19 protein-coding genes are annotated in these 22855 nt (G+C 55.2%); 18 read left to right on the top strand and 1 reads right to left on the bottom strand.

Annotation, left to right across the window (positions count from 1 at the left end; genetic code table 11):
• Positions 1–16: 16 nt before the first annotated feature.
• Complete coding sequence (gene map, locus EQV93_RS13775; protein ID WP_122782425.1) at positions 17–877, bottom strand: type I methionyl aminopeptidase; 861 nt, start codon at positions 875–877, stop codon at positions 17–19.
• A 771-nt stretch (positions 878–1648) separates the two neighbouring features.
• On the opposite strand from map, the gene rpsB reads away from it, so the two are divergent.
• The 18 genes from rpsB (at position 1649) to tilS (ending at position 22705) form a co-directional block, all read left to right on the top strand.
• Entirely contained in the window at positions 1649–2392 is a 744-nt protein-coding gene (gene rpsB, locus EQV93_RS13770) for a 30S ribosomal protein S2 (protein ID WP_122782424.1), read from the top strand.
• Positions 2393–2598: 206 nt separating this feature from the next.
• Positions 2599–3468: a translation elongation factor Ts gene (tsf, locus tag EQV93_RS13765; protein WP_122782423.1), complete on the top strand. Its 870-nt coding sequence runs from the start codon at positions 2599–2601 to the stop codon at positions 3466–3468.
• A 207-nt stretch (positions 3469–3675) separates the two neighbouring features.
• Positions 3676–4419 (top strand): UMP kinase, encoded by a 744-nt coding sequence (gene pyrH, locus EQV93_RS13760; protein ID WP_003440426.1) that lies wholly within the window; start codon positions 3676–3678, stop codon positions 4417–4419.
• On the top strand, positions 4416–4973 hold the full coding sequence (gene frr, locus EQV93_RS13755; protein WP_122782422.1) for a ribosome recycling factor: 558 nt from the start codon (positions 4416–4418) through the stop codon (positions 4971–4973). Before pyrH ends, frr begins: the two co-directional genes overlap by 4 nt.
• Positions 4974–4988: 15 nt before the next feature.
• Positions 4989–5744, top strand: coding sequence for a polyprenyl diphosphate synthase (uppS, locus tag EQV93_RS13750; protein WP_122782421.1), 756 nt, complete (start codon positions 4989–4991; stop codon positions 5742–5744).
• Positions 5744–6550, top strand: coding sequence for a phosphatidate cytidylyltransferase (locus EQV93_RS13745; RefSeq protein ID WP_240891748.1), 807 nt, complete (start codon positions 5744–5746; stop codon positions 6548–6550). The genes uppS and EQV93_RS13745 overlap by 1 nt, the downstream gene beginning before the upstream one ends.
• Positions 6547–7734, top strand: a complete 1188-nt coding sequence (ispC, locus tag EQV93_RS13740) for a 1-deoxy-D-xylulose-5-phosphate reductoisomerase (protein WP_240891747.1) — start codon at positions 6547–6549, stop codon at positions 7732–7734. The genes EQV93_RS13745 and ispC overlap by 4 nt, the downstream gene beginning before the upstream one ends.
• Positions 7735–7779: 45 nt before the next feature.
• Positions 7780–9132: a sigma E protease regulator RseP gene (gene rseP, locus EQV93_RS13735; RefSeq protein WP_146385278.1), complete on the top strand. Its 1353-nt coding sequence runs from the start codon at positions 7780–7782 to the stop codon at positions 9130–9132.
• A gap of 76 nt (positions 9133–9208) precedes the next feature.
• On the top strand, positions 9209–11557 hold the full coding sequence (gene bamA / locus EQV93_RS13730) for an outer membrane protein assembly factor BamA (RefSeq protein ID WP_240891746.1): 2349 nt from the start codon (positions 9209–9211) through the stop codon (positions 11555–11557).
• 45 nt (positions 11558–11602) lie between these two features.
• A complete protein-coding gene (locus tag EQV93_RS13725; protein ID WP_122782416.1) occupies positions 11603–12106 on the top strand; it encodes an OmpH family outer membrane protein in 504 nt (167 codons plus the stop codon).
• Between the two features lie 2 nt (positions 12107–12108).
• Positions 12109–13164 (top strand): UDP-3-O-(3-hydroxymyristoyl)glucosamine N-acyltransferase, encoded by a 1056-nt coding sequence (gene lpxD / locus EQV93_RS13720; protein WP_240891745.1) that lies wholly within the window; start codon positions 12109–12111, stop codon positions 13162–13164.
• A 109-nt stretch (positions 13165–13273) separates the two neighbouring features.
• The gene (fabZ, locus tag EQV93_RS13715) at positions 13274–13714 is read left to right on the top strand and encodes a 3-hydroxyacyl-ACP dehydratase FabZ (protein WP_122782414.1); all 441 of its coding nucleotides are present in this window, start codon (positions 13274–13276) and stop codon (positions 13712–13714) included.
• Positions 13711–14487, top strand: a complete 777-nt coding sequence (gene lpxA / locus EQV93_RS13710) for an acyl-ACP--UDP-N-acetylglucosamine O-acyltransferase (protein WP_122782413.1) — start codon at positions 13711–13713, stop codon at positions 14485–14487. The genes fabZ and lpxA overlap by 4 nt, the downstream gene beginning before the upstream one ends.
• Positions 14488–14489: 2 nt before the next feature.
• A complete protein-coding gene (lpxB, locus tag EQV93_RS13705) occupies positions 14490–15617 on the top strand; it encodes a lipid-A-disaccharide synthase (RefSeq protein WP_146425193.1) in 1128 nt (375 codons plus the stop codon).
• A gap of 14 nt (positions 15618–15631) precedes the next feature.
• A complete protein-coding gene (gene rnhB, locus EQV93_RS13700; RefSeq protein WP_240891744.1) occupies positions 15632–16249 on the top strand; it encodes a ribonuclease HII in 618 nt (205 codons plus the stop codon).
• Positions 16250–16327: 78 nt separating this feature from the next.
• Positions 16328–19849, top strand: coding sequence for a DNA polymerase III subunit alpha (gene dnaE / locus EQV93_RS13695; protein WP_240891743.1), 3522 nt, complete (start codon positions 16328–16330; stop codon positions 19847–19849).
• A gap of 184 nt (positions 19850–20033) precedes the next feature.
• Complete coding sequence (locus EQV93_RS13690; protein WP_122782409.1) at positions 20034–20981, top strand: acetyl-CoA carboxylase carboxyltransferase subunit alpha; 948 nt, start codon at positions 20034–20036, stop codon at positions 20979–20981.
• 407 nt (positions 20982–21388) lie between these two features.
• A complete protein-coding gene (gene tilS, locus EQV93_RS13685; RefSeq protein WP_240891742.1) occupies positions 21389–22705 on the top strand; it encodes a tRNA lysidine(34) synthetase TilS in 1317 nt (438 codons plus the stop codon).
• Positions 22706–22855: the final 150 nt, after the last annotated feature.

The raw sequence follows: 22855 nt of genomic DNA, 5'->3' as shown, positions 1-22855 counted from the left end.
TCAGTGAAGCTGCGGATCAGCCGGAAACGCGCGGGATCGTGTCATCGCTGCGCAACGTGAAGATCTCGTAACCCGTTTCGGTCACCAGCAGGGTATGTTCCCACTGTGCGGACAGCTTGCGATCCTTGGTGATTGCGGTCCAGCCATCACCCAGGACTTTGGTGTCGGCCTTGCCCTGATTGATCATCGGCTCGATGGTAAACGTCATGCCGGCTTTCAATTCCATGCCCGTGCCTGCGCGGCCGTAGTGCAGGATTTGCGGTTCTTCGTGGAACACCTTGCCGATGCCGTGGCCGCAGAACTCACGAACCACCGAAAAGCCGTTCTTTTCTGCGTGCTTCTGAATCACTTCACCAATATCGCCCAGGCGGCAGCCGGGTTTAACGATTTCGATGGCCTTGTACATGCATTCCTGGGTCACCTGCGACAGACGCTCAGCCCAGACCGGCACTTTGCCAACGTGGAACATGCGGCTGGTGTCGCCGTGGTAACCATCTTTGATAACAGTGACATCGATGTTCAGGGTATCGCCGTCTTTCAGGGCCTTGTCACCGGGTATGCCGTGGCAAACCACGTGATTGATCGATGTGCAGATCGACTTCGGGAAGCCCTTATAGTTGAGCGGGGCAGGGATGGCCTTTTGCACATTGACGATATAGTCATGGCAAATGCGATCCAGCTCTTCAGTCGTGACGCCCGGCTTGACGTACTCGGCGATCATTTCCAGCACTTCGGCGGCCAGTTTGCCGGCGACACGCATTTTTGCGATGTCCTCGGGGGTTTTGAGGGTGACGGTCATACAGGCTCTCTTCGCGCGTTGGCGCTCATCAACGGGATTGCGGGTGTGTGACAAGACATTACAGCTACACACCGCCATAAAAACGCGATTCTAACAGACGGTCGGCTTCAAACATGAGCCTTGTGCCATCGCTTCTATTAACAGAGTGGGGCATTCTGGCGCTATTCCAAGCCCTGTGCAAAAGGCTGCAAGCCACAAGCGCTGCTTGTGACTTGCTTGTGATCTGCTTTTGATCTGGCTTTTGATCTTGATCTACCGCCCCTTCGGGAGGCCGAGTGGAGGTTCTGCGCAGCGTGCCCACGGAGCGGGACCGGAGCGAAGCGAGGGCCGCACGCGGAGGCAAGGACTTTTTGCTTTTTTTGTGGTGGTCCGACACTCGGCTGTTTGACAAAAGTGAGCCGCCGTAAGGGCGGAACCCGTAAAAAGTCGTGATACATGAAATGGATATGTACCTGGTTTATATAACTGGAGCATTGAGTACATATCCATGCTTGCCCGGTGCCATAACCGCACCAGCGTGCAGCCTCCTGTGAGGGGCCTCAGTGTTCGGTGGCGGCAGTAGCATTGAGCGGCAAGCGAGAAGCGCCAAGCAACAAGCGAAAAACGTGGGTGCTTCAACTTTCAGGGGAAGCGTAAACCCTTGTAGGGCAACGAGTTAGCAATAAAGTCCAAATCCACGCTTCGTTTTTTGCGCGTCTTGTGGTATAAAATGCGCCGCTTTGCGGGTATAGCCCGCAGAGCACAAACCCACACACGTATCGACACGATGACCTGGGTGCCTTCAGCTCGAAGCTGCTGGTTGGTCGTTGGGATACGTGGAGGCCTAACCCGACTTACTAAGGAACTACCATGTCCCAAGTCAATATGCGCGATATGCTGAAGGCCGGTGTGCACTTCGGTCACCAAACCCGTTACTGGAACCCGAAGATGGGTAAATACATCTTTGGCGCGCGTAACAAGATTCACATCATCAACCTTGAAAAAACCCTGCCAATGTTCAACGAAGCTCTGACTTTCGTAGAGCGTCTGGCCCAGGGCAAAAACAAGATTCTGTTCGTCGGCACCAAGCGTTCCGCTGGCAAGATCGTTGCTGAAGAAGCAGCACGTTGCGGTTCGCCGTACGTTGATCACCGCTGGTTGGGCGGCATGCTCACCAACTTCAAAACCATCCGTGCTTCCATCAAGCGTCTGCGTGACCTTGAAATTCAAGCCGAAGACGGTACGTTCGCCAAGCTGACCAAGAAAGAGGCGCTGATGCGTACTCGCGATCTGGAAAAGCTGGACCGTAGCCTGGGTGGTATCAAGGACATGGGCGGTCTGCCAGACGCACTGTTCGTTATCGACGTTGACCACGAGCGTATCGCGATCACCGAAGCTAACAAGTTGGGTATCCCGGTTATCGGCGTTGTCGATACCAACAGCAGCCCAGAAGGCGTTGACTACATCATCCCAGGCAACGATGACGCAATCCGCGCCATCCAGCTGTACATGGGTGCGATGGCTGATGCTGTTATCCGTGGTCGTAACCACGTTGCTGGCGGCACCGACACTTTCGTCGAAGAAGCTCCAGCTGCAGCGGTAGTTGAAGGCTGAGTCATTAACGCCTAGCGTTTACTCAGTACGCAAAAAGGGGGCTTGGCCCCCTTTTTGCCACCTCGAAATCCATTTGTTGTAACTATGCTCGTCGTATCTGTATCAGATGGCGCCTGGCAATGTTGTATCGAGGTGCGCTTCAAACGAATTGAACGCCCGTTCGATCGGGTGGAATGGTTGAAAACCTATCCAAGAGGAATTTTGAAATGGCAGAGATTACTGCAGCGTTGGTTAAAGAACTGCGTGAGCGTACCGGCGAAGGCATGATGGATTGCAAGAAAGCCTTGACCAAGGCTGGCGGCGACATCGAAAAAGCCATTGATGACATGCGTGCTTCGGGCGCCATCAAGGCTGCCAAAAAAGCAGGCAACGTTGCTGCTGAAGGCGCTATCGCAGTTAAAGTTGCGGACGACAACAAGTCGGCCGTTATCCTTGAAGTCAACTCGCAAACCGACTTCCTGGCTCTGCAAGACGACTTCAAGCAATTCGTTGCTGCCAGCGTAGAAAAAGCATTTGCTGACAAAATGACCGACGCAGCTCCGCTGATCGCCGCTCAAGAATCCGCACGTGAAACACTGGTAGGTAAAGTTGGCGAGAACGTCAATATTCGCCGCCTGGTGCGTGTTGAAGGCGACGTTGTTGATGCTTACCTGCACGGCAACAAAATCGGTGTTGTGGTTGCTCTTAAAGGCGGCAACGCTGAGCTGGCTCGCGACATCGCTATGCACGTTGCTGCAAGCAACCCGGAATTCCTGCTGCCATCGCAAGTTTCCGCTGATGCCATCGAACGCGAAAAAGCTGTGTTCATGAGCCTCAACGAAGACAAGATCAAAGGCAAGCCAGCAGAAATCGTTGAGAAAATGGTTGCCGGTCGTATCAGCAAGTTCCTGGCTGAAGCCAGCCTGGTTGAGCAAGCGTTCGTTAAGAACCCGGAAATCAAAGTCGGCGATCTGGCTAAAAAAGCCGGTGCTGAAATCGTTTCTTTCACCTACTTCAAAGTAGGCGAAGGCATCGAGAAGCCAGTTGATAACTTCGCTGAAGAAGTTGCTGCTCAGCTGGCTGCAGCCAAGCAATAAGACGGTTTTAAACTGTCGACCCGAAGAGGCTGCCCGCTCACGCGCGCAGCCTCTTTTCAAATGGGAGAGGCTTTTGCCTGTCCTTGCGGAACCGACCGCTAACGTCGTGTTCCGATGGTGCTGCTGTGCAGCGCCAAGCTAGAGTAAGCGCAGGCCGCACATGGCCTCGCACAGATTTTTTATAAAACGCGGCAGGAGAGATTCGCAATGGCTCAGCAGGGCAGTGGTTATCAAGCTCGCTATAAACGCATTCTACTCAAGCTAAGCGGCGAAGCCCTGATGGGCTCTGAAGAGTTCGGGATCGATCCCAAGGTGCTCGACCGCATGGCGCTGGAAGTTGGCCAATTGGTCGGCATTGGCGTTCAGGTCGGATTGGTGATTGGTGGTGGCAACTTGTTCCGTGGTGCTGCGCTGAGTGCTGCCGGTATGGATCGCGTTACAGGCGATCATATGGGCATGCTGGCAACCGTAATGAACGCCCTGGCGATGCGCGACGCGCTGGAACGTGCGAATATCTCCGCCATCGTAATGTCGGCCATTTCCATGGTGGGCGTGACGGATCATTACGACCGTCGTAAAGCCATGCGCCACTTGAACGCAAAAGATGTGGTGATTTTTGCGGCAGGTACGGGCAACCCGTTCTTTACAACGGATTCGGCCGCTTGCCTGCGTGCCATTGAAATTGACGCTGATGTGGTGCTGAAGGCAACCAAGGTTGACGGTGTGTATACCGCTGATCCATTCAAAGACCCGCATGCCGAGAAGTTCGATCATCTGACTTACGATGAAGTGCTGGATCGCAAGCTGGGCGTAATGGATCTGACGGCCATCTGCCTGTGCCGTGACCATAAAATGCCACTACGTGTATTTAATATGAACAAGCCCGGCGCCTTGCTTAATATTGTCCATGGCGGCGCTGAAGGCACTCTGATCGAGGAAGGTCAACAATGATCAACGAAATCAAAAAAGACGCTCAAGCGCGCATGCAGAAGTCGCTTGATTCCCTGCACCATGCATTCGGCCAAATCCGTACTGGCAAGGCGCACCCAAGCATTCTGGGTAGCGTGATGGTGCCGTACTACGGCGCTGATACGCCATTGAGCAGCGTTGCCAACGTGACGGTTAAAGATTCGCGCACGCTGCAAGTTGTGGCGTTCGAGCGCAACATGCTGGCAGCAGTCGACAAGGCGATTCAAAGTGCAGGTCTGAACCTCAACCCGACCAACCTCGGCGAGTTGTTGCTGATTTCCATGCCGGCGCTGACTGAAGAGACCCGTAAGGGCTTCACCAAGCAAGCGCGTAGCGCAGCTGAAGATGCACGTGTTGCGGTGCGCAACATTCGTCGCGATGCATTGGGCGAGCTTAAAAAGCTGGTTAAAGACAAAGCCATCAGCGAAGACGAAGAGCGTCGTGCTGCAGCTGATATTCAAAAGCTGACGGATAAAGCCGAAGCCGATATCGATGCAGCTACCAAGCAGAAAGAAGCGGACCTGATGGCCGTATAAGGGCCTGGGCGTTTTATGGAAAAGACCAAGCAGTCTGAACCATCATCGGTGCCGCGTCATGTCGCGATCATCATGGATGGCAATAATCGCTGGGCGAAAAAACGCTTTATGCCGGGTGTGGCCGGGCATAAGGCGGGAGTGGATGCTGTTCGTGCAGTGATTGAGGTATGCGCAGAGGCCAAGGTCGAAGTGCTTACTTTGTTCGCGTTTTCCAGTGAGAACTGGCAGCGTCCCGCAGCTGAAGTCAGCGCCTTGATGGATTTGTTCTTCAGGGCGCTACGTCGAGAGGCCAAGCGTCTCAACGAAAACAACATCAGCTTGCGGATCATTGGCGACCGCACACGTTTCCACCCTGATTTACAGGTTGCGATGCGTGAGGCGGAGCAGATCACCGCAGGTGCCGGGCGTTTTGTTCTGCAGATTGCCGCCAACTATGGTGGCCAGTGGGATATCGCGCAGGCTGCGCAGCGTCTGGCCCGGGAGGTTCAGGCAGGTCATCTGCAGCCTGAGGACATCACTCCGGGGCTGCTCCAAACCTGTCTTGTAACCGGTGATCTGCCTTTGCCGGACCTGTGTATTCGCACGGGGGGCGAGCATCGCATCAGCAACTTCTTGCTGTGGCAGCTTGCTTACTCCGAGTTGTATTTTTCCGACCTGTTCTGGCCGGACTTCAAACACGAGGCCATGCGTAATGCATTGGCTGATTTCGCTTCTCGCCAGCGTCGCTTCGGTAAAACAAGCGAGCAGGTTGAGGCTGGAGCCCGGGTTTAATGCTTAAACAACGAATCATTACAGCTCTTATTCTGCTGCCAATCGCCTTATGCGGTTTTTTCCTGCTCGAGGGTTCCGGCTTTGCGCTGTTTATCGGCCTGGTCGTAACCCTGGGTGCATGGGAGTGGGCGCGTCTGGCAGGTTTTGACGCACAGATTGTGCGCGTTTCATTTGCGGCCGTTGTTGCTGTGCTCTTGTTCGGACTGCACATTTTTCCTGATCTGGCGCCTTGGGTGCTGGGTGCAGCGGTTTTGTGGTGGGCGGTGGCTACGTATCTGGTGCTGACGTTTCCGCAATCCGCGGTGCATTGGTCTGCAACGGCAACCAAACTACTGATCGGTTTGTTGATTCTGCTGCCTGCCTGGCAGGGCTTGGTGCTTATCAAGGCTATGCCGCTGGGCAATTGGTTGATCATGGCCGTGATGGTTCTGGTTTGGGGGGCTGATATCGGCGCTTACTTTTCAGGGCGCAAATTTGGCAAGCGCAAACTCGCCCCTAAGGTCAGCCCGGGCAAAAGCTGGGAGGGCGTATTGGGTGGCTTGTTATTGAGCTTGTTAATCACTGCGGTAGTGGGTGTGGTGTGTGGTTGGAGTGCGAGCCAGATGTTCGCCGCTTTGGCAGGCGCAGCCCTTATTGTCTTGATTTCGGTGGTGGGTGATCTCACTGAAAGCATGTTCAAGCGTCAGTCCGGCATTAAAGACAGCAGTAATTTGCTGCCAGGCCATGGCGGTGTTCTGGATCGTATTGACAGCCTGACAGCGGCAATTCCGGTATTTGCGGTATTGCTGTGGATGGCAGCGTCATGAGTCATGTGCAAAATATTACAGTTTTGGGGGCTACAGGCTCGATTGGTCTGAGCACCCTGGACGTGATTGCGCGTCATCCTGATCTCTATCAGGTGTTTGCCTTGAGCGGTTATAGCCGGCTCGCTGAGCTGCTTGCATTGTGTGTGAAACACAGGCCGCAGGTGGCAGTGGTGCCGGATGATCAAGCTGCAACCCTGTTGCAGGCGGATTTGCGTAAAGCCGGACTTAATACCGTAGTGCTGGTGGGGGAGGAGGGCTTGTGCCAGGCCGCCTCTGCGCCAGAGGTCGATGCTGTTATGGCTGCTATCGTCGGTGCTGCTGGCTTGCGTCCGACATTGGCGGCGGTCAATGCTGGCAAGAAAATTCTGTTGGCCAATAAAGAAGCGCTGGTAATGACGGGCGCTTTGTTTATGCAGGCCGTGCGGCGCAGTGGCTCAGTACTGCTGCCTATCGATAGTGAGCACAATGCTATTTTCCAGTGCTTGCCTCAGGATTATGCTCGCGGCTTGGGGGCTGTCGGGGTGCGTCGTATTCTGTTGACGGCGTCCGGCGGGCCTTTTCGAGAAACGCCGTTGGCAGCGCTTGAGAGTGTGACGCCAGATCAGGCTTGTGCTCATCCGAACTGGTCGATGGGGCGCAAAATCTCCGTAGACTCCGCCAGCATGATGAACAAAGGCCTTGAGCTGATTGAGGCCTGCTGGTTGTTTGATGCCAAGCCGAGTCAGGTCGAAGTGGTCATTCATCCGCAAAGCGTGATTCATTCATTGGTCGACTATGTCGATGGTTCGGTATTGGCGCAGCTCGGTAATCCCGATATGCGCACACCTATTGCCAATGCATTGGCATGGCCCCTGCGCATTGACTCGGGGGTCGCGCCTCTTGATTTGTTTGCCGTGGCGCGCCTGGACTTCCAGCGGCCTGATGAACAGCGCTTTCCTTGTCTGCGTTTGGCTCGCGAAGCTGCCGAGGCGGGTAACAGCGCGCCGGCCATGCTGAATGCGGCGAATGAGGTGGCGGTAGCGGCTTTTCTCAAGGGGCAAATCCGTTACCCGCAGATTGCCGCGTTGATTGAAGATGTCCTGAGCAGTGAACCAGTGGTTGCCGTAGACGAGCTGGATGCGGTATTTAGCGCTGATAGCAAAGCAAGATTGCGGGCTGAACAGTGGTTAAGCCGTAACGGCTAATAGGTGGTGCTTGCCGAAACCGGACGTGAATGCGGAGAAAAGTAGATGAGTGCGCTCTATATGATTGTTGGCACCCTGGTGGCATTGGGGGTGCTGGTCACTTTTCATGAATTCGGCCACTTTTGGGTGGCGCGCCGGTGTGGCGTCAAGGTTCTGCGTTTTTCTGTGGGCTTCGGCACGCCTTTGGTTCGTTGGCATGATCGTCAGGGCACTGAGTTCGTAATCGCCGCCATTCCGTTGGGCGGTTACGTCAAAATGCTCGACGAGCGCGAAGGTGACGTGCCTTTGGAGCTACGCGACCAGTCTTTCAACCGCAAGACCGTCGGGCAGCGCATTGCCATTGTAGCGGCCGGGCCGGTTGCCAACTTTCTGCTGGCCATCGTGTTCTTCTGGATATTGGCCATGATGGGCAGCCAGCAAGTGCGCCCCGTCATTGGTGCAGTTGAAAGCGGCAGTCTGGCTGCGCAGGCCGGTTTAGTAGCGGGTCAGGAAATTGTTTCCATTGATGGCGAGCCAACCGGCGGCTGGTCGAATGTGAATCTGCAGCTGGTGCGTCGCCTCGGCGAAAGCGGCTCCATAAAGGTTGCAGTACGTGGTCCTGACTCAGAGGTGGAATCCACCCATCAGCTGACGCTTCACGACTGGCTCAAGAATGCAAACGAGCCAGACCCCATCAAGTCGCTGGGTATTCGGCCTTGGCGTCCTGAATTGCCTGCCGTACTGGCAGAACTTGACCCGAAAGGCCCGGCGCAAGCCGCGGGCCTTAAAACCGGTGACAAGCTCTTGTCCATGAACGATCAGCCGGTCAAGGACTGGCAGCAAGTCGTCGACTGGGTGCGAGAGCGTCCGGATGCCCGCATTGTGTTGCGTGTTGAGCGTGATGGTGTTCCTGTCGAGGTGCCTGTCACGCTCGCTTCTCGCGGCGAGGGCAAGGACGCTGCGGGTTACCTGGGCGCTGGCGTCAAAGGCGTCGATTGGCCACCAGCAATGATTCGGGAGGTCAGTTTTGGCCCGGTCGCCGCTGTCGGCGAGGGGGTAAAGCGGACTTGGACCATGAGCGTATTGACGCTCGATTCCCTGAAGAAAATGTTGTTCGGCGAGCTCTCGGTAAAAAACTTGAGTGGACCGATAACCATTGCTAAAGTGGCGGGCGCTTCTGCCCAGTCGGGTGTCGCGGATTTCCTGAATTTCTTGGCTTATCTGAGTATTAGCCTTGGAGTTCTGAACTTGTTGCCCATCCCGGTACTGGATGGGGGGCATTTGTTGTTTTATCTGATCGAGTGGGCGCGTGGTCGTCCCTTGTCAGATCGGGTGCAGGGTTGGGGGATGCAGATTGGCATCAGTTTGGTGGTTGGGGTGATGCTTCTTGCCCTGGTCAACGATTTGGGCCGTCTGTAAACACTTCGCTGAATTGCGAATCTGCCGCATTTTGCGGCAGTTTGTTTATTGCCAGTTGGAAATAAGAAAGGACTTCATGAAACGTCTGCTGCTAACTGCGGTTCTCGCCGTACTGATGATCACCGAAGTTCACGCCGAGTCCTTCACTGTCTCTGATATCCGTGTCAACGGGCTGCAGCGGGTTTCCGCCGGCAGTGTGTTTGGTGCGTTACCGCTGAACGTGGGTGAAGTAGCGGATGACCGCCGTTTGGTGGAATCCACTCGTGCGTTGTTCAAAACCGGGTTCTTTCAGGATATCCAACTGGGTCGTGATGGCAATGTGCTTGTCATTACGGTTGTCGAGCGTCCTTCCGTCTCCAGCATCACGATTGACGGTAACAAGGCCATTTCCACTGATGACCTGATGAAGGGTCTGAAGCAGTCGGGTCTGGCCGAAGGTGAAATCTTCCAGCGTGCAACCCTTGAGGGCGTACGTAACGAGCTGCAACGTCAATACGTTGCACAAGGTCGTTACTCCGCTACGGTAGACACCGAAGTGGTGCCTGAGCCACGCAACCGTGTTGCATTGAAGGTCAACATCAATGAAGGCACCGTTGCCTCTATCCAGCACATCAACGTGGTGGGTAATACCGTCTTCCCTGAAGACGATCTGGTTGATCTGTTCGAACTGAAAACCACGAACTGGTTGTCGTTCTTCAAGAACGACGACAAGTACGCACGTGAAAAACTGTCGGGTGACCTTGAGCGTCTGCGCTCTTACTACCTCGATCGTGGCTATATCAATATGGATATTGCTTCGACGCAGGTATCGATCACACCTGACAAGAAAAACGTCTACATCACGGTCAACGTGAACGAAGGCGAAAAATACAATGTCGGCGAAGTGAAGCTGAGCGGTGACCTCAAGGTGCCGGAAGATCAGATCAAGTCGCTGTTGCTGGTTCAGCCGGGTCAGGTCTTCTCGCGCAAGCTGATGACCACCACTTCCGAGCTGATTACTCGCCGTCTGGGTAACGAGGGCTATACGTTCGCTAACGTGAACGCCGTGCCGCAACCCGATCCTGAGAATCACACCGTTGCCATTACATTCGTAGTCGATCCGGGCAAGCGTGCTTACGTTAACCGTATCAACTACCGCGGCAACACTAAGTCCGAAGACGAAGTGCTGCGTCGTGAAATGCGCCAGATGGAAGGTGGCTGGGCATCGACGTACCTGATCGACCAGTCCAAGGTGCGCCTTGAGCGTCTGGGCTTCTTCAAGGAAGTGAACGTTGAAACCCCGGCAGTGCCAGGCACTGATGACCAGGTAGACGTGAACTACGCCGTAGAGGAACAGGCTTCGGGTTCCATTACCGCCAGCGTTGGTTTCGCGCAGAGCGCGGGCTTGATTCTGGGTGGTTCGATCACACAGAACAACTTCCTGGGTACCGGTAACAAGGTCAGCATCGGCCTGACGCGCAGCGAATATCAAAGCCGTTACAACTTCAGCTACGTTGACCCGTACTGGACTGCGGACGGTGTGAGCCTGGGTTACAACGTTTTCTACCGTACCACTGACTACAAAGAGCTGGACGTTGACGTTGCCAACTACTCCGTTGACAGCCTGGGTGCCGGTATCACGATGGGTTATCCGATCAGTGATACCTCGCGTCTGACCTACGGCTTGAGCGTGCAGCAAGATGAAATCAGCACAGGTCAGTACACCGTTGACGAGATTTTCGACTTCGTAAACCGTGAAGGCGACAAGTACCTCAACTTCAAGGCGTCGGTAGGCTGGTCTGAGTCGACCCTGAACAAGGGCGTATTGCCAACCCGCGGTACCTCGCAGAGTCTGGTGCTTGAATCGACCATCCCGGGCAGCGACTTGCAGTTCTACAAGCTTGATTACCGTGCTCAGTTGTTCCAACCGTTGAGCGACACCTACACCATGCGTCTGCACACTGAGTTGGGCTATGGCGACGGTTACGGTTCGACCTCGGGGCTGCCGTTCTACGAGAACTACTACGCAGGTGGTTTCAACTCGGTACGTGGTTTCAAAGACAGCACCTTGGGCCCTCGCAGTACGCCGAGCTCGGGTAAAAACCCAGGCACCATCGCTGACCCGGATCAAGATCCGCTACCATTTGGTGGTAACGTGCTGATCCAGGGTGGTGTTGAAGTCCTGTTCCCGATGCCGTTCGTGAAAGATCAGCGCTCCCTGCGTACGTCAGTATTCTGGGATGTCGGTAACGTGTTCGACACCAACTGCAAAGGCGACACTAAGGATTGCGACATCGGCTTCAGTAACATGGCCAGCTCTGTGGGTCTTGGCGTGACGTGGGTGACGGCTCTGGGCCCGCTGAGCTTCAGCTTGGCCATGCCGATCAAGAAGCCTAATGATGCAGAAACCCAAGTGTTCCAGTTTTCCCTCGGCCAGACTTTCTAAAAGCCTGACCTTAGCGACAGATAACGGATTTTTTAGGAGTGCATCGTGCGTAAGTTGACTCAATTGGTTCTCCTGGCTTCGCTTTTAGTGGCTGGCCCGGCATTCGCCGACATGAAAATTGCCGTCCTGAACTATCAGATGGCATTGCTCGAATCAGACGCAGCCAAGCGTTATGCCGTTGATGCCGAGAAGAAGTTCGGCCCGCAACTGACCAAGCTGAAAAGCCTGGAAAGCAGCGCCAAAGGCATTCAGGACCGTCTGGTAAAAGGCGGCGACAAAATGGCCCAGGGCGAGCGTGAGCGTCTGGAGCTTGAATTCAAGCAAAAGGCCCGTGACTTCCAGTTCCAATCCAAGGAGCTGAACGAAGCCAAAGCCGTTGCTGACCGTGAAATGCTGAAACAGCTCAAGCCAAAACTGGACAGCGCTGTTGAAGAAGTCATCAAGAAAGGTGCCTTTGACCTGGTGTTCGAGCGTGGTGCTGTGATTGATGTCAAACCTCAGTACGACATTACTCGCCAGGTTATCGAGCGCATGAACCAGCTGAAGTAATTATGACTGCGACTATAAAACTCGGCCAATTGGCCGAGTTCCTCGGTGCCACGTTGCGTGGCCCCGCGGAGAAAGAAATCACTGGGCTAGCCACTTTGCAAGAGGCTGGCCCAGCTCAGTTGAGCTTTCTGGCCAACCCTCAGTACCGAAAGTTCCTGGTCGACTGCCACGCCGGAGCCGTTTTGCTCAAGGCCGCTGACGCTGAAGAATATGCCGGTGATGCGCTGGTTGTGCCCGATCCTTATCTGGCTTATGCGCGAATTTCACACCTGTTTGATCCCAAGCCAAAAGCCTCTGCCGGTGTTCACCTGACAGCGGTAATTGCTGAGGATGCCATGGTTGACCCTGGTGCAAGCATTGGGGCTTTTGCTGTGATCGAAAGCGGCGCGCGAATAGCCGCCGGGGTTACGGTGGGGGCTCAGTGCTTCATCGGTGCGCGCTGTGAGATCGGTGAAAACGGCTGGCTGGCGCCTCGTGTGACGCTTTATCACGATGTGCGCATCGGCAAGCGAGTGGTCATTCAATCGGGTGCTGTGCTCGGCGGTGAAGGCTTTGGCTTTGCCAATGAGAAAGGTGTCTGGCAAAAAATCGCCCAAATCGGTGGTGTGACCGTCGGTGATGACGTCGAAATTGGCGTTAATACGGCAATCGATCGTGGTGCTTTGGCCGATACAGTCATCGGTAATGGCGTCAAGCTCGATAACCAGATACAAATCGCTCACAACGTGCATATCGGTGACCATACGGCGATGGCCGCCTGTGTCGGAATTTCCGGTAGTACTAAAATTGGCAAACATTGCATGTTGGCCGGTGGCGTCGGTTTGGTCGGACACATTGAAATCTGTGACAACGTATTTTTGACCGGCATGACGATGGTGACCCACTCGATTACCGAGCCGGGCGCCTATTCTTCAGGCACTGCCATGCAGCCAGCAGCCGAGTGGCGCAAGAGCGCTGCACGGATTCGTCAGCTTGACGATATTGCCCGGCGGCTAAAACATCTGGAGAAGCGCGTAGGGGAAGTGACCCCGAACAGCAAAGCTTCTTCAGAGGGCTAGTACATTTTCCATATCAAGAGTGCATAGCCACTGGTTTGCCTCCTTGATTTGCTAGAGGAGCGCGCCTTAGTTGCGCGCGCCCAATCTTTATTACAGGCTTCCCCACGAAATGATGGACATCAACGAGATTCGCGAATATCTGCCCCACCGTTACCCGTTCCTGCTGGTGGACCGAGTGGTGGATCTGGATGTCGAGAACAAGCGCATTCGTGCCTACAAGAATGTCAGCATCAACGAACCTTTTTTCAACGGTCATTTCCCGGCGCATCCAATCATGCCGGGCGTTCTGATCATTGAAGCGATGGCTCAGGCTGCTGGCATTCTGGGTTTCAAGATGATGGATCTGAAGCCGTCTGACGGCACACTCTATTATTTCGTAGGCTCTGACAAACTGCGTTTCCGTCAGCCGGTGTTGCCAGGTGATCAACTGATTCTGGAAGCCAAGTTCCTGAGCAGCAAGCGCTCTATCTGGAAATTCGAATGTCAGGCCACAGTTGATGGCAAGCCTGTCTGTTCGGCTGAGATTATCTGCGCGGAACGCAAACTATGAGTTTGATTGACCCTCGCGCAATCATCGATCCGACGGCCGTACTGGCCGACGACGTCGAGGTCGGCCCTTGGTCGATCATCGGCGCAGGTGTGGAAATCGGCGAGGGGACTGTGATTGGGCCGCATGTGATCATCAAGGGCTCAACCAGGATCGGTAAGCACAATCGCATCTACCAATTTTCTTCGGTAGGCGAGGACACGCCTGATCTCAAGTACAAGGGTGAAGACACTCGCTTGGTCATTGGCGACCACAACGTTATTCGTGAAGGGGTCACCATACACCGCGGGACGATCCAGGATCGCGCCGAAACGACATTAGGCGATCACAATCTGGTCATGGCCTATGCCCATATCGGTCATGACAGCGTGATCGGCAACCACTGCATTCTGGTCAATAACGCCGCGCTGGCGGGCCATGTGCATATGGGCGACTGGGCGATACTGTCGGGCTTCACCCTGGTTCATCAGTTCTGCCACATCGGTGCTCACAGCTTTTCGGGCATGGGTACGGCGATTGGCAAGGATGTACCAGCGTTTGTGACGGTGTTTGGCAGTCCGGCAAAAGCGCGCAGCATGAACTTCGAAGGCATGCGTCGCCGTGGGTTTAGCGATGATGCCATTCATGCGCTGCGTCGCGCCTATAAAGTGGTTTACCGTCAGGGTCTGACCGTTGAACAGGCGTTGGTCGAATTGGCCGAACCTGCTGCACAGTTCCCGGAAGTGGCTATTTTTGTTGAGTCCATCCGCTCCTCAACCCGCGGCATTACACGCTAATTATGGCCAGATTGCGCATTGCATTGGTGGCGGGCGAGGCCTCGGGCGACATTTTGGGTTCGGGGTTGATGCGAGCGCTCAAGGCTCAGCATTCGGATATCGAATTTATCGGTGTGGGTGGTCCGTTGATGGAAGCCGAGGGCATGACCTCTTACTTCCCGATGGAGCGCCTGTCGGTAATGGGCCTTGTTGAAGTGCTGGGGCGCTTGCGAGAACTGCTCAAGCGGCGCAAGGATCTGGTACAAACCCTGATCGCTGAAAAGCCTGATGTATTTATCGGTATTGATGCTCCTGACTTCACACTCAATATTGAGCTTCAATTGCGTCGTGCGGGAATCAAGACTGTGCATTACGTCAGCCCGTCCGTATGGGCGTGGCGCCAAAAACGGGTGCTGAAGATTCGCGAAGGCTGCGATTTGATGCTCACGCTTTTACCGTTCGAAGCCAAATTCTACGAAGAGAAGGGTGTGCCGGTGCGTTTTGTCGGTCACACACTCGCCGATACGATTCCGCTTGAGGCTGATAAGGTCGCTGCTCGCGCCGAGTTGGGCTTGTCTGATGGGCCGCTGGTCGCGTTGATGCCCGGCAGTCGTGGTGGAGAAGTCGCCAAACTCGGTGGGCTGTTTCTCGATGCTGCGCAGATTATTCGTCAATCTCGTCCAGATGTTCGCTTTGTACTGCCTTGTGCCAATGCTGCGCGACGTGCACAGATCGAGCAAATGCTGGTGGGGCGTGATCTGCCGCTGACGCTGTTGGACGGGCGTTCGCATCTGGCTCTGGCCGCCTGCGATGCCGTGTTGATTGCATCAGGCACCGCGACACTCGAAGCGCTTCTGTACAAACGCCCTATGGTTGTGGCTTATCGCCTGGCCCGCCTGACTTTCTGGATTCTCAAGCGTTTGGTCAAAAGCCCTTACGTCTCGCTGCCCAACCTGCTTGCTCAACGGATGCTGGTTCCTGAGCTTTTACAGGACGATGCCACGCCAGAGGCATTGGCTAGCGCGTTGTTGCCTTTACTGGATGGCGGTGAAGAGCAGACTCGCAGCTTTGACGAGATCCATCGAACTTTGCGTCTCGACGCTTCCAATCAGGCCGCCCATGCGGTACTGGACCTGATAGCAAAACCTTAATGAGTAAAGTGTCTATGCAAATCGGATTGGATTTCAATCTGGTCGAAGAGCTCGTGGCCGGTGTTGATGAAGTTGGCCGTGGTCCGCTATGCGGTGCGGTAGTCACGGCGGCGGTCATTCTCGACCCCAATCGTCCTATTCTTGGCCTCAATGACTCGAAAAAACTCACAGAAACACGCCGTGAAAAGCTGTTTGATGAAATTTGTGAGAAGGCGCTGAGCTGGCATATCGCCCGTGCAGAGGTCGAGGAAATTGACGAGCTCAATATCCTGCACGCTACGATGTTGGCCATGCAGCGAGCGGTTGAAGGGCTTAGCATTACCCCTAATCTGGCCATGATCGACGGTAATCGCTGCCCTGTATTGACGATGCCCGCTGAGGCAGTGGTCAAGGGCGACAGCAAAGTACCTGCTATTGCAGCCGCTTCTATATTGGCCAAGGTCAGTCGCGACCGTGAAATGGCGGCGTTTGAATTGCAATATCCGGGTTACGGGATTGGTGGCCACAAAGGCTATCCGACCTCTGTTCACCTTGAGGCGTTAGAGCGTCTGGGCCCAACACCGATTCATCGGCGTTCGTTTGGTCCGGTGCGCCGTGCCTACGAAGCCCGCGAAGGGTTTGCCAAGGTTTAGCCGCGAGGCTGATGTTTTTGCCAAGGCCCGGTACAATCCGGGCCTTGTTGTTTTTCAAAGCTTATAGACAGGATCACCATGCCGGCTTCATTCGTTCACCTGCGCCTGCACACCGAATACTCACTGGTCGATGGCCTGGTGCGGATCAAGCCGCTGATCAAAACCCTGGTCGGTATGAACATGCCTGCCGTGGCGGTGACTGACCAGAACAATATGTGTTCCCTGGTCAAGTTCTACAAAGCCGCCATGGGCGGTGGGATCAAGCCGATCAGTGGTGCTGATCTGTGGCTGTCGAACAAAGACCCGGAAAACCCGCTAAGCCGAATCAGCCTGTTGGCGATGGACCCTTTGGGCTATCGCAACCTCACCGAGTTGATCTCCCGGGGGTACATCGAAGGCCAGCGCAATGGTCAGGTGATCATCGAGCGTGAGTGGGTCGCTGAAGCGGCTGAAGGTTTGATCATGCTGTCAGCCGCCAAAGAGGGTGAAATTGGCGTCGCACTGATCAGTGGTAATACGCAAGAGGCCGAAATGCTGACCCGTGAATGGATGTCAGTATTTCCGGACCGCTTCTACCTAGAGGTGCAGCGCACCAAGCGTCCCAATGATGAGGAGCACTTGCACGGTGCTGTCGCATTGGCGGACAAGCTCGGCGTTCCACTGGTGGCCACCAACGATGTGCGGTTCTTGCGCCAGCAAGATTTCGAAGCTCACGAAACCCGCGTATGCATTGGTGAAGGCCGGGCCCTTGATGACCCGCGCCGCTCCAAGAACTACAGCGATCAGCAGTACCTGAAAAGCGCCGATGAAATGGCTGAACTGTTCAGTGACTTGCCTGAGGCACTGGCTAACTCGGTTGAAATTGCCAAGCGCTGCAATATCGACGTGAAGCTGGGCACTCACTTTTTGCCCAACTTCCCGATTCCCGATGGCATGACCATTGACGAATATTTCCGCAAGGTGTCGTTTGAGGGGCTTGAAGATCGCTTGAGCGTTCTGCTGCCCAAAGACACCACCGAAGACTACGACACCAAGCGTCAGGTGTATGTCGACCGTCTGAATTTTGAGCTGGATATCATTATCCAGATGGGCTTCCCCGGTTACTTCCTGATCGTAATGGACTTTATCCAGTGGGCTAAAAGCAACGGCGTGCCTGTAGGCCCGGGCCGTGGGTCGGGTGCCGGCTCGCTGGTGGCCTATGTGCAGAAGATTACTGACCTGGACCCGTTGGAATACGATCTGCTGTTCGAACGTTTCCTTAACCCGGAACGGGTGTCGATGCCCGACTTCGACGTCGACTTCTGCATGGATGGTCGCGATCGGGTCATTGAATACGTGGCTGACAAGTACGGCCGCAATGCTGTAAGCCAGATCATTACCTTCGGTTCGATGGCTGCGAAAGCGGTTATTCGAGACGTGGCGCGGGTTCAGGGCAAGTCCTACGGACTGGCGGATCGTCTGTCGAAGATGATTCCGTTTGAAGTGGGCATGACGCTGGAAAAAGCCTACGAGCAAGAAGAGATTCTGCGCGATTTCATCAAGGTTGATGAGGAAGCGGCAGAAATCTGGGAAATGGCTCGAAAGCTTGAAGGCGTTGTGCGTAACGTAGGTAAGCACGCCGGTGGTGTGGTAATTGCGCCAACCAAACTCACCGACTTTTCGCCGATTTATTGCGATGAAGAGGGTGGCGGCCTGGTCACCCAGTTCGACAAGGATGACGTTGAATCTGCGGGTCTGGTGAAGTTCGACTTCCTCGGCCTGAGAACCTTGACGGTTATCGACTGGGCACTGAAAACCATCAACCGCGATCGCGCCAAAGTCGATGAGCCGCCGCTGGATATCGCCTTTATCCCGCTGGACGACAAGCCGACGTATCAACTGCTGCAAAAAGCTGAAACCACCGCGGTGTTCCAGCTAGAGTCGCGCGGCATGAAAGAGCTGATCAAAAAGCTCAAGCCCGACTGCCTGGAAGATTTGATCGCACTGGTGGCCTTGTTCCGTCCGGGCCCTTTGCAATCCGGCATGGTGGATGACTTCATCAACCGTAAGCACGGCCGTGCCGAGCTGGCTTACCCGCACTCCGATTATCAATACGAAGGCTTGAAGCCTGTCTTGGCGCCGACCTACGGCATCATTCTGTATCAAGAACAGGTGATGCAGATTGCTCAGGTCATGGCGGGTTACACGCTGGGTGGCGCAGACATGCTGCGTCGGGCGATGGGTAAGAAAAAGCCCGAAGAAATGGCCAAGCAGCGTGGCGGCTTTATTGAAGGTTGCGCCAACAACAACATTGATGCCGATCTGGCCGGTAACATTTTCGACCTGGTAGAGAAATTTGCCGGCTATGGCTTCAACAAGTCTCACTCCGCAGCCTATGGCCTGGTGTCCTACCAGACCGCATGGCTGAAAACCCATTACCCGGCGCCTTTCATGGCCGCGGTACTGTCGGCGGATATGCATAACACCGACAAGGTCGTGACCTTGATCGAAGAAATTCGCACCATGAAGCTGCGTCTTGACGCGCCGGATGTGAATGCTTCGGAGTTCAAGTTCACGGTAAACGATGAAGGCCGGATTATTTACGGCCTTGGCGCGATCAAGGGTGTCGGTGAGGGCCCGGTAGAGGCAATTACTGAGGCGCGACAGAATGGTCCGTTTACGGATTTGTTCGATTTCTGCGCACGGGTTGACCTTAAGCGGATCAATAAACGTACCCTTGATGGTCTTATCCGCAGTGGTGCACTGGACCGGCTTGGGCCGTTTTTTCATGATGAGCCCAAAGCGTGGCAAGCGAGCATTGACCAGAATCGCGCGGTGTTGCTGGCGGCCATGGAAGAAGCCATCAAGGCCGCTGAGCAGACGGCGCGTACCCATGACAGTGGGCACGCCGACCTGTTTGGCGGTCTGTTTGTCGAGGAAGACGCCGACGTCTATGCCAATCATCGCAAGGCTAAGGAACTGACGCTTAAGGAGCGTCTCAAAGGTGAGAAGGACACCCTCGGTCTGTACCTGACGGGGCACCCGATCGATGAATATGAAGGTGAAATTCGTCGTTTCGCCCGCCAGCGCATTATCGACTTGAAGCCGGCTCGTGATACTCAGACTGTGGCTGGCATGATTATCGCCTTGCGAGTGATGAAGAATAAAAAGGGCGACAAGATGGGCTTTATCACCCTCGATGACCGCTCGGGCCGGATTGAAGCCTCGCTGTTTGCTGAGGCATTTCATTCAGCTCAATCCTTATTGCAGACGGATGCGATGGTGGTGGTCGAGGGTGAAGTCAGCAATGACGACTTCTCGGGCGGCTTGCGACTGCGGGTCAAGCGCGTGATGAGCATGGAAGATGCGCGCACCAATCTGGCCGAAAGCCTGCGATTGAAAGTGGCGCAAGCGGCGCTCAAGGGGGATCAGTTGCGTTGGTTGGGCGAATTGTTCAAGAAACACCGTGGCGCGTGCCCGATTACCATGGAGTACACCGGGGAAGGCGCCAAAGCCATGTTGCAGTTTGGCGAGACCTGGCGAATTGATCCGGCGGATAGCTTGATTCAAGCCTTGCGTGACCAGTTTGGGCGAGACAACGTCTTCCTCCAATACCGTTGATGGTCAGGGGCGATAGCCGCGTCCTGACCTTGACCTGAATTTTTAATCTCGACCTGAGAGCGCCTGTCCCTTAAGGTAGGCGCGATACAGATCAACCGGCTGCCCCAGTGAGGCGCTATACACCAGCAAATGCTGGGTTTTAGACCTCCTGGCATGCTTTGCCGCCGACCCAAGACGGATGCTTATGAACCCGAATTTTCTTGATTTCGAACAGCCGATTGCTGACCTGCAAGCCAAAATCGAAGAGTTGCGCTTGGTTGGTAATGATAATTCGCTGAATATCAGTGATGAAATCTCTCGTCTGCAAGACAAAAGCAAAACGCTGACTGAAGATATTTTCGGCAAACTGACCAGCTGGCAGATTGCCCGTCTGGCCCGTCACCCGCGTCGTCCTTACACGCTTGACTACATCGAGCATATCTTCACCGAGTTTGATGAGTTGCACGGCGACCGTCACTTCTCTGACGATGCGGCGATCGTGGGTGGTATTGCGCGTCTGGACGATCAGCCAGTAATGGTGATTGGTCACCAGAAAGGGCGTGAAGTGCGCGAAAAGGTTCGCCGCAACTTCGGCATGCCGCGTCCTGAAGGCTACCGCAAGGCCTGCCGTCTGATGGAAATGGCCGAGCGCTTCAAAATGCCGATCCTGACCTTTATCGATACGCCGGGTGCCTACCCTGGGATTGACGCTGAAGAGCGCAACCAGAGCGAAGCAATTGCCTGGAACCTGCGCGTCATGTCGCGTCTGAAAACACCGATTATCGCCACGGTTATTGGTGAAGGCGGTTCGGGCGGTGCGTTGGCGATCGGTGTTTGCGATCAGTTGAACATGTTGCAGTACTCGACCTACGCGGTTATCTCGCCTGAGGGCTGTGCTTCGATTCTGTGGAAAACGGCCGAGAAGGCGCCGGACGCTGCTGAGGCGATGGGCATTACGGCCGATCGTTTGAAAGGCCTGGGCATCGTGGACAAGGTGATTGGCGAGCCTTTGGGCGGCGCGCACCGTGACCCGGCGGCGGCGTCTGCCACCATTCGTGCCGATCTTATTTCCCAGCTCGACATGCTGAACAAGCTGGATCACGAAACCTTGCTTAAGCGTCGTTATGATCGCTTGATGAGCTACGGTCTCTGATTAAAGGCTGACCCTCACCCCAACCCTCTCCCAAAGGGAGAGGGAGCTGATTGGAGGTGTTCTTGACGCCCCGTGCAGTCAGTTGCCCTCCCAGAGGGAGAGGGAGCTGATTGGAGGTGATCTTGGAGTCGCGCGCAATCAGTTCCCTCTCCCTCCGGGAGAGGGCTAGGGTGAGGGGCTTTTGATTTTGATTAACGGCTGACCCTCACCCCAACCCTCTCTCAAAGGGAGAGGGAGCTGATTGTAGGTGTTCTTGACGCCCCGTGCAGTCAGTTGCCCTCCCAGAGGGAGAGGGCGCTGATTGGAGGTGTTCTTGGCGTCGCGCGCAATCAGTTCCCTCTCCCTCCGGGAGAGGGCTAGGGTGAGGGGCTTTTGATCTTGATGGCTTTTTTTCGCGGGATTGTGTGATGCCCAACCTCTCAATCCAGCTCCTTCAAGCCTTGAAAGCCTGGCGCAAAGCCAAAGCCTGGCACGTCGCCTTCTCCGGCGGTCTTGACTCTACCGTTCTGCTGCATCTTCTCGTTCAACTCCGTCAAACCCATTCACTCCCCCCGATCACCGCTGTCCATGTCCATCATGGTCTTCAGGCGACAGCTGACGCGTGGCCGGCCCATTGCCAGGCGTTGTGTGATGAGTTGAAGGTTCCATTACAGGTCATTCGCGTACAGGTGCAACCTGGCGCAAGCCTTGAGCGGGCTGCGCGGGAGGCGCGCTATCAGGCGTTTGTGGCCTGCACTCGTGCCGATGAGGTGTTGCTGACAGGGCAGCACCGTGATGATCAAGCTGAAACCGTGCTCTTTCGTCTGTTACGTGGCGCTGGGGTGAACGGTCTGGCAGGTATGCCGCGCCAGCGCCGCTTGGGGCAAGGTTCACTGTGTCGACCTTTACTGGACGTGTCCCGAGCCGAACTGGAGGCGTACGCTCATGACCAGCGCCTGACATGGGTTGAAGATCCCTCCAACAGTCAGACAAACTTTTCCCGCAATTATTTGCGTCATGAAGTGCTTCCGGTTCTCGAGCGTCGCTGGCCGCAAGCCACCACCACGCTCGCCCGCAATGCCGATCACTGCGCTGAAGCTCAAGGCTTGCTGAGCGAATTGGCTGAACAGGATTTACAGGCCGCTGTTTCGCCCACAGCGTTCGACTGGCTAGGCGTTCCATCGCTGGAGCTGGCTCCACTTGCCCGTATGTCGCCTGCACGTCAGCGCAACGCCTTGCGTCATTGGCTCAATGCATTCAGTCCCATGCCTGATACGGAGCATTGGGCCGGGTGGGAAACCCTTCGTGATGCCCGTGAAGGGGCGCAGCCGATATGGCGCCTGGCGGGTGGGGAAATGCATCGTGCGAGTGGGCGAGTGTGGTGGCTTTCAGGTGATTGGCTAAAGCCACCTGTTGCGCCCGGATTGTGGATGCAGCCGCAGCATCCGCTCGTCTTGCCGGGTAACGGTTTGCTCAGCCTGCACGGAGATATTCCCGCTGGCTCTGTGCAAGTGAGCTATCGTCAAGGCGGTGAAGTGATGGAGTTGGCACAACGGGGGCATCGCGACCTCAAACGTCTGTTGAACGAGCGCGGTGTTCCGCTGTTTGCCCGTGGCAGATTGCCGCTTGTATCTGTAAATGAGCAGTTATTGGCGGTGGCAAACGTGCCCGGACTGGACTCCAGCCCCTGTGGACGCTGGAAATTACAGTGGCTGCCAACTTCCAGCGATCAAGGTTTGAGCTGAAAGGGGGTTTCCGGTAGACTACGCTCCCTTCTTGATACAACTTCTGTAGATTCACCAGAATTACAGAAGTTGCCGATTACCAAGCAGTCTTTGCTGGGCGATTTTAAAAAAATGTGTGGCTTGTATCGAACCGGTGGTTGCCATCGGTCT

Source organism: Pseudomonas sp. TMW22091 (genome assembly GCF_022496705.1).
In the GTDB taxonomy this organism is placed as follows: domain Bacteria; phylum Pseudomonadota; class Gammaproteobacteria; order Pseudomonadales; family Pseudomonadaceae; genus Aquipseudomonas; species Aquipseudomonas saxonica.
The sequence above is the reverse complement of the archived record's forward strand: the minus strand, read 5'-3'. Positions and strand labels throughout refer to the sequence as shown.

What these genes read in the sequence shown, in the direction of transcription:
- pyrH (WP_003440426.1), top strand. Translation starts at nt 3,676, where the DNA reads ATGGCTCAGCAGGGCAGTGGTTATCAAGCTCGCTATAAACGCATTCTA.
- frr (WP_122782422.1), top strand. Translation starts at nt 4,416, where the DNA reads ATGATCAACGAAATCAAAAAAGACGCTCAAGCGCGCATGCAGAAGTCG.
- EQV93_RS13745 (WP_240891748.1), top strand. Translation starts at nt 5,744, where the DNA reads ATGCTTAAACAACGAATCATTACAGCTCTTATTCTGCTGCCAATCGCC.
- rpsB (WP_122782424.1), top strand. Translation starts at nt 1,649, where the DNA reads ATGTCCCAAGTCAATATGCGCGATATGCTGAAGGCCGGTGTGCACTTC.
- map (WP_122782425.1), bottom strand. Translation starts at nt 877, where the DNA reads ATGGCGGTGTGTAGCTGTAATGTCTTGTCACACACCCGCAATCCCGTT.
- rnhB (WP_240891744.1), top strand. Translation starts at nt 15,632, where the DNA reads ATGCAAATCGGATTGGATTTCAATCTGGTCGAAGAGCTCGTGGCCGGT.
- tsf (WP_122782423.1), top strand. Translation starts at nt 2,599, where the DNA reads ATGGCAGAGATTACTGCAGCGTTGGTTAAAGAACTGCGTGAGCGTACC.
- lpxA (WP_122782413.1), top strand. Translation starts at nt 13,711, where the DNA reads ATGAGTTTGATTGACCCTCGCGCAATCATCGATCCGACGGCCGTACTG.
- lpxD (WP_240891745.1), top strand. Translation starts at nt 12,109, where the DNA reads ATGACTGCGACTATAAAACTCGGCCAATTGGCCGAGTTCCTCGGTGCC.
- lpxB (WP_146425193.1), top strand. Translation starts at nt 14,490, where the DNA reads ATGGCCAGATTGCGCATTGCATTGGTGGCGGGCGAGGCCTCGGGCGAC.
- bamA (WP_240891746.1), top strand. Translation starts at nt 9,209, where the DNA reads ATGAAACGTCTGCTGCTAACTGCGGTTCTCGCCGTACTGATGATCACC.
- tilS (WP_240891742.1), top strand. Translation starts at nt 21,389, where the DNA reads ATGCCCAACCTCTCAATCCAGCTCCTTCAAGCCTTGAAAGCCTGGCGC.
- rseP (WP_146385278.1), top strand. Translation starts at nt 7,780, where the DNA reads ATGAGTGCGCTCTATATGATTGTTGGCACCCTGGTGGCATTGGGGGTG.
- uppS (WP_122782421.1), top strand. Translation starts at nt 4,989, where the DNA reads ATGGAAAAGACCAAGCAGTCTGAACCATCATCGGTGCCGCGTCATGTC.
- fabZ (WP_122782414.1), top strand. Translation starts at nt 13,274, where the DNA reads ATGATGGACATCAACGAGATTCGCGAATATCTGCCCCACCGTTACCCG.
- EQV93_RS13690 (WP_122782409.1), top strand. Translation starts at nt 20,034, where the DNA reads ATGAACCCGAATTTTCTTGATTTCGAACAGCCGATTGCTGACCTGCAA.
- dnaE (WP_240891743.1), top strand. Translation starts at nt 16,328, where the DNA reads ATGCCGGCTTCATTCGTTCACCTGCGCCTGCACACCGAATACTCACTG.
- ispC (WP_240891747.1), top strand. Translation starts at nt 6,547, where the DNA reads ATGAGTCATGTGCAAAATATTACAGTTTTGGGGGCTACAGGCTCGATT.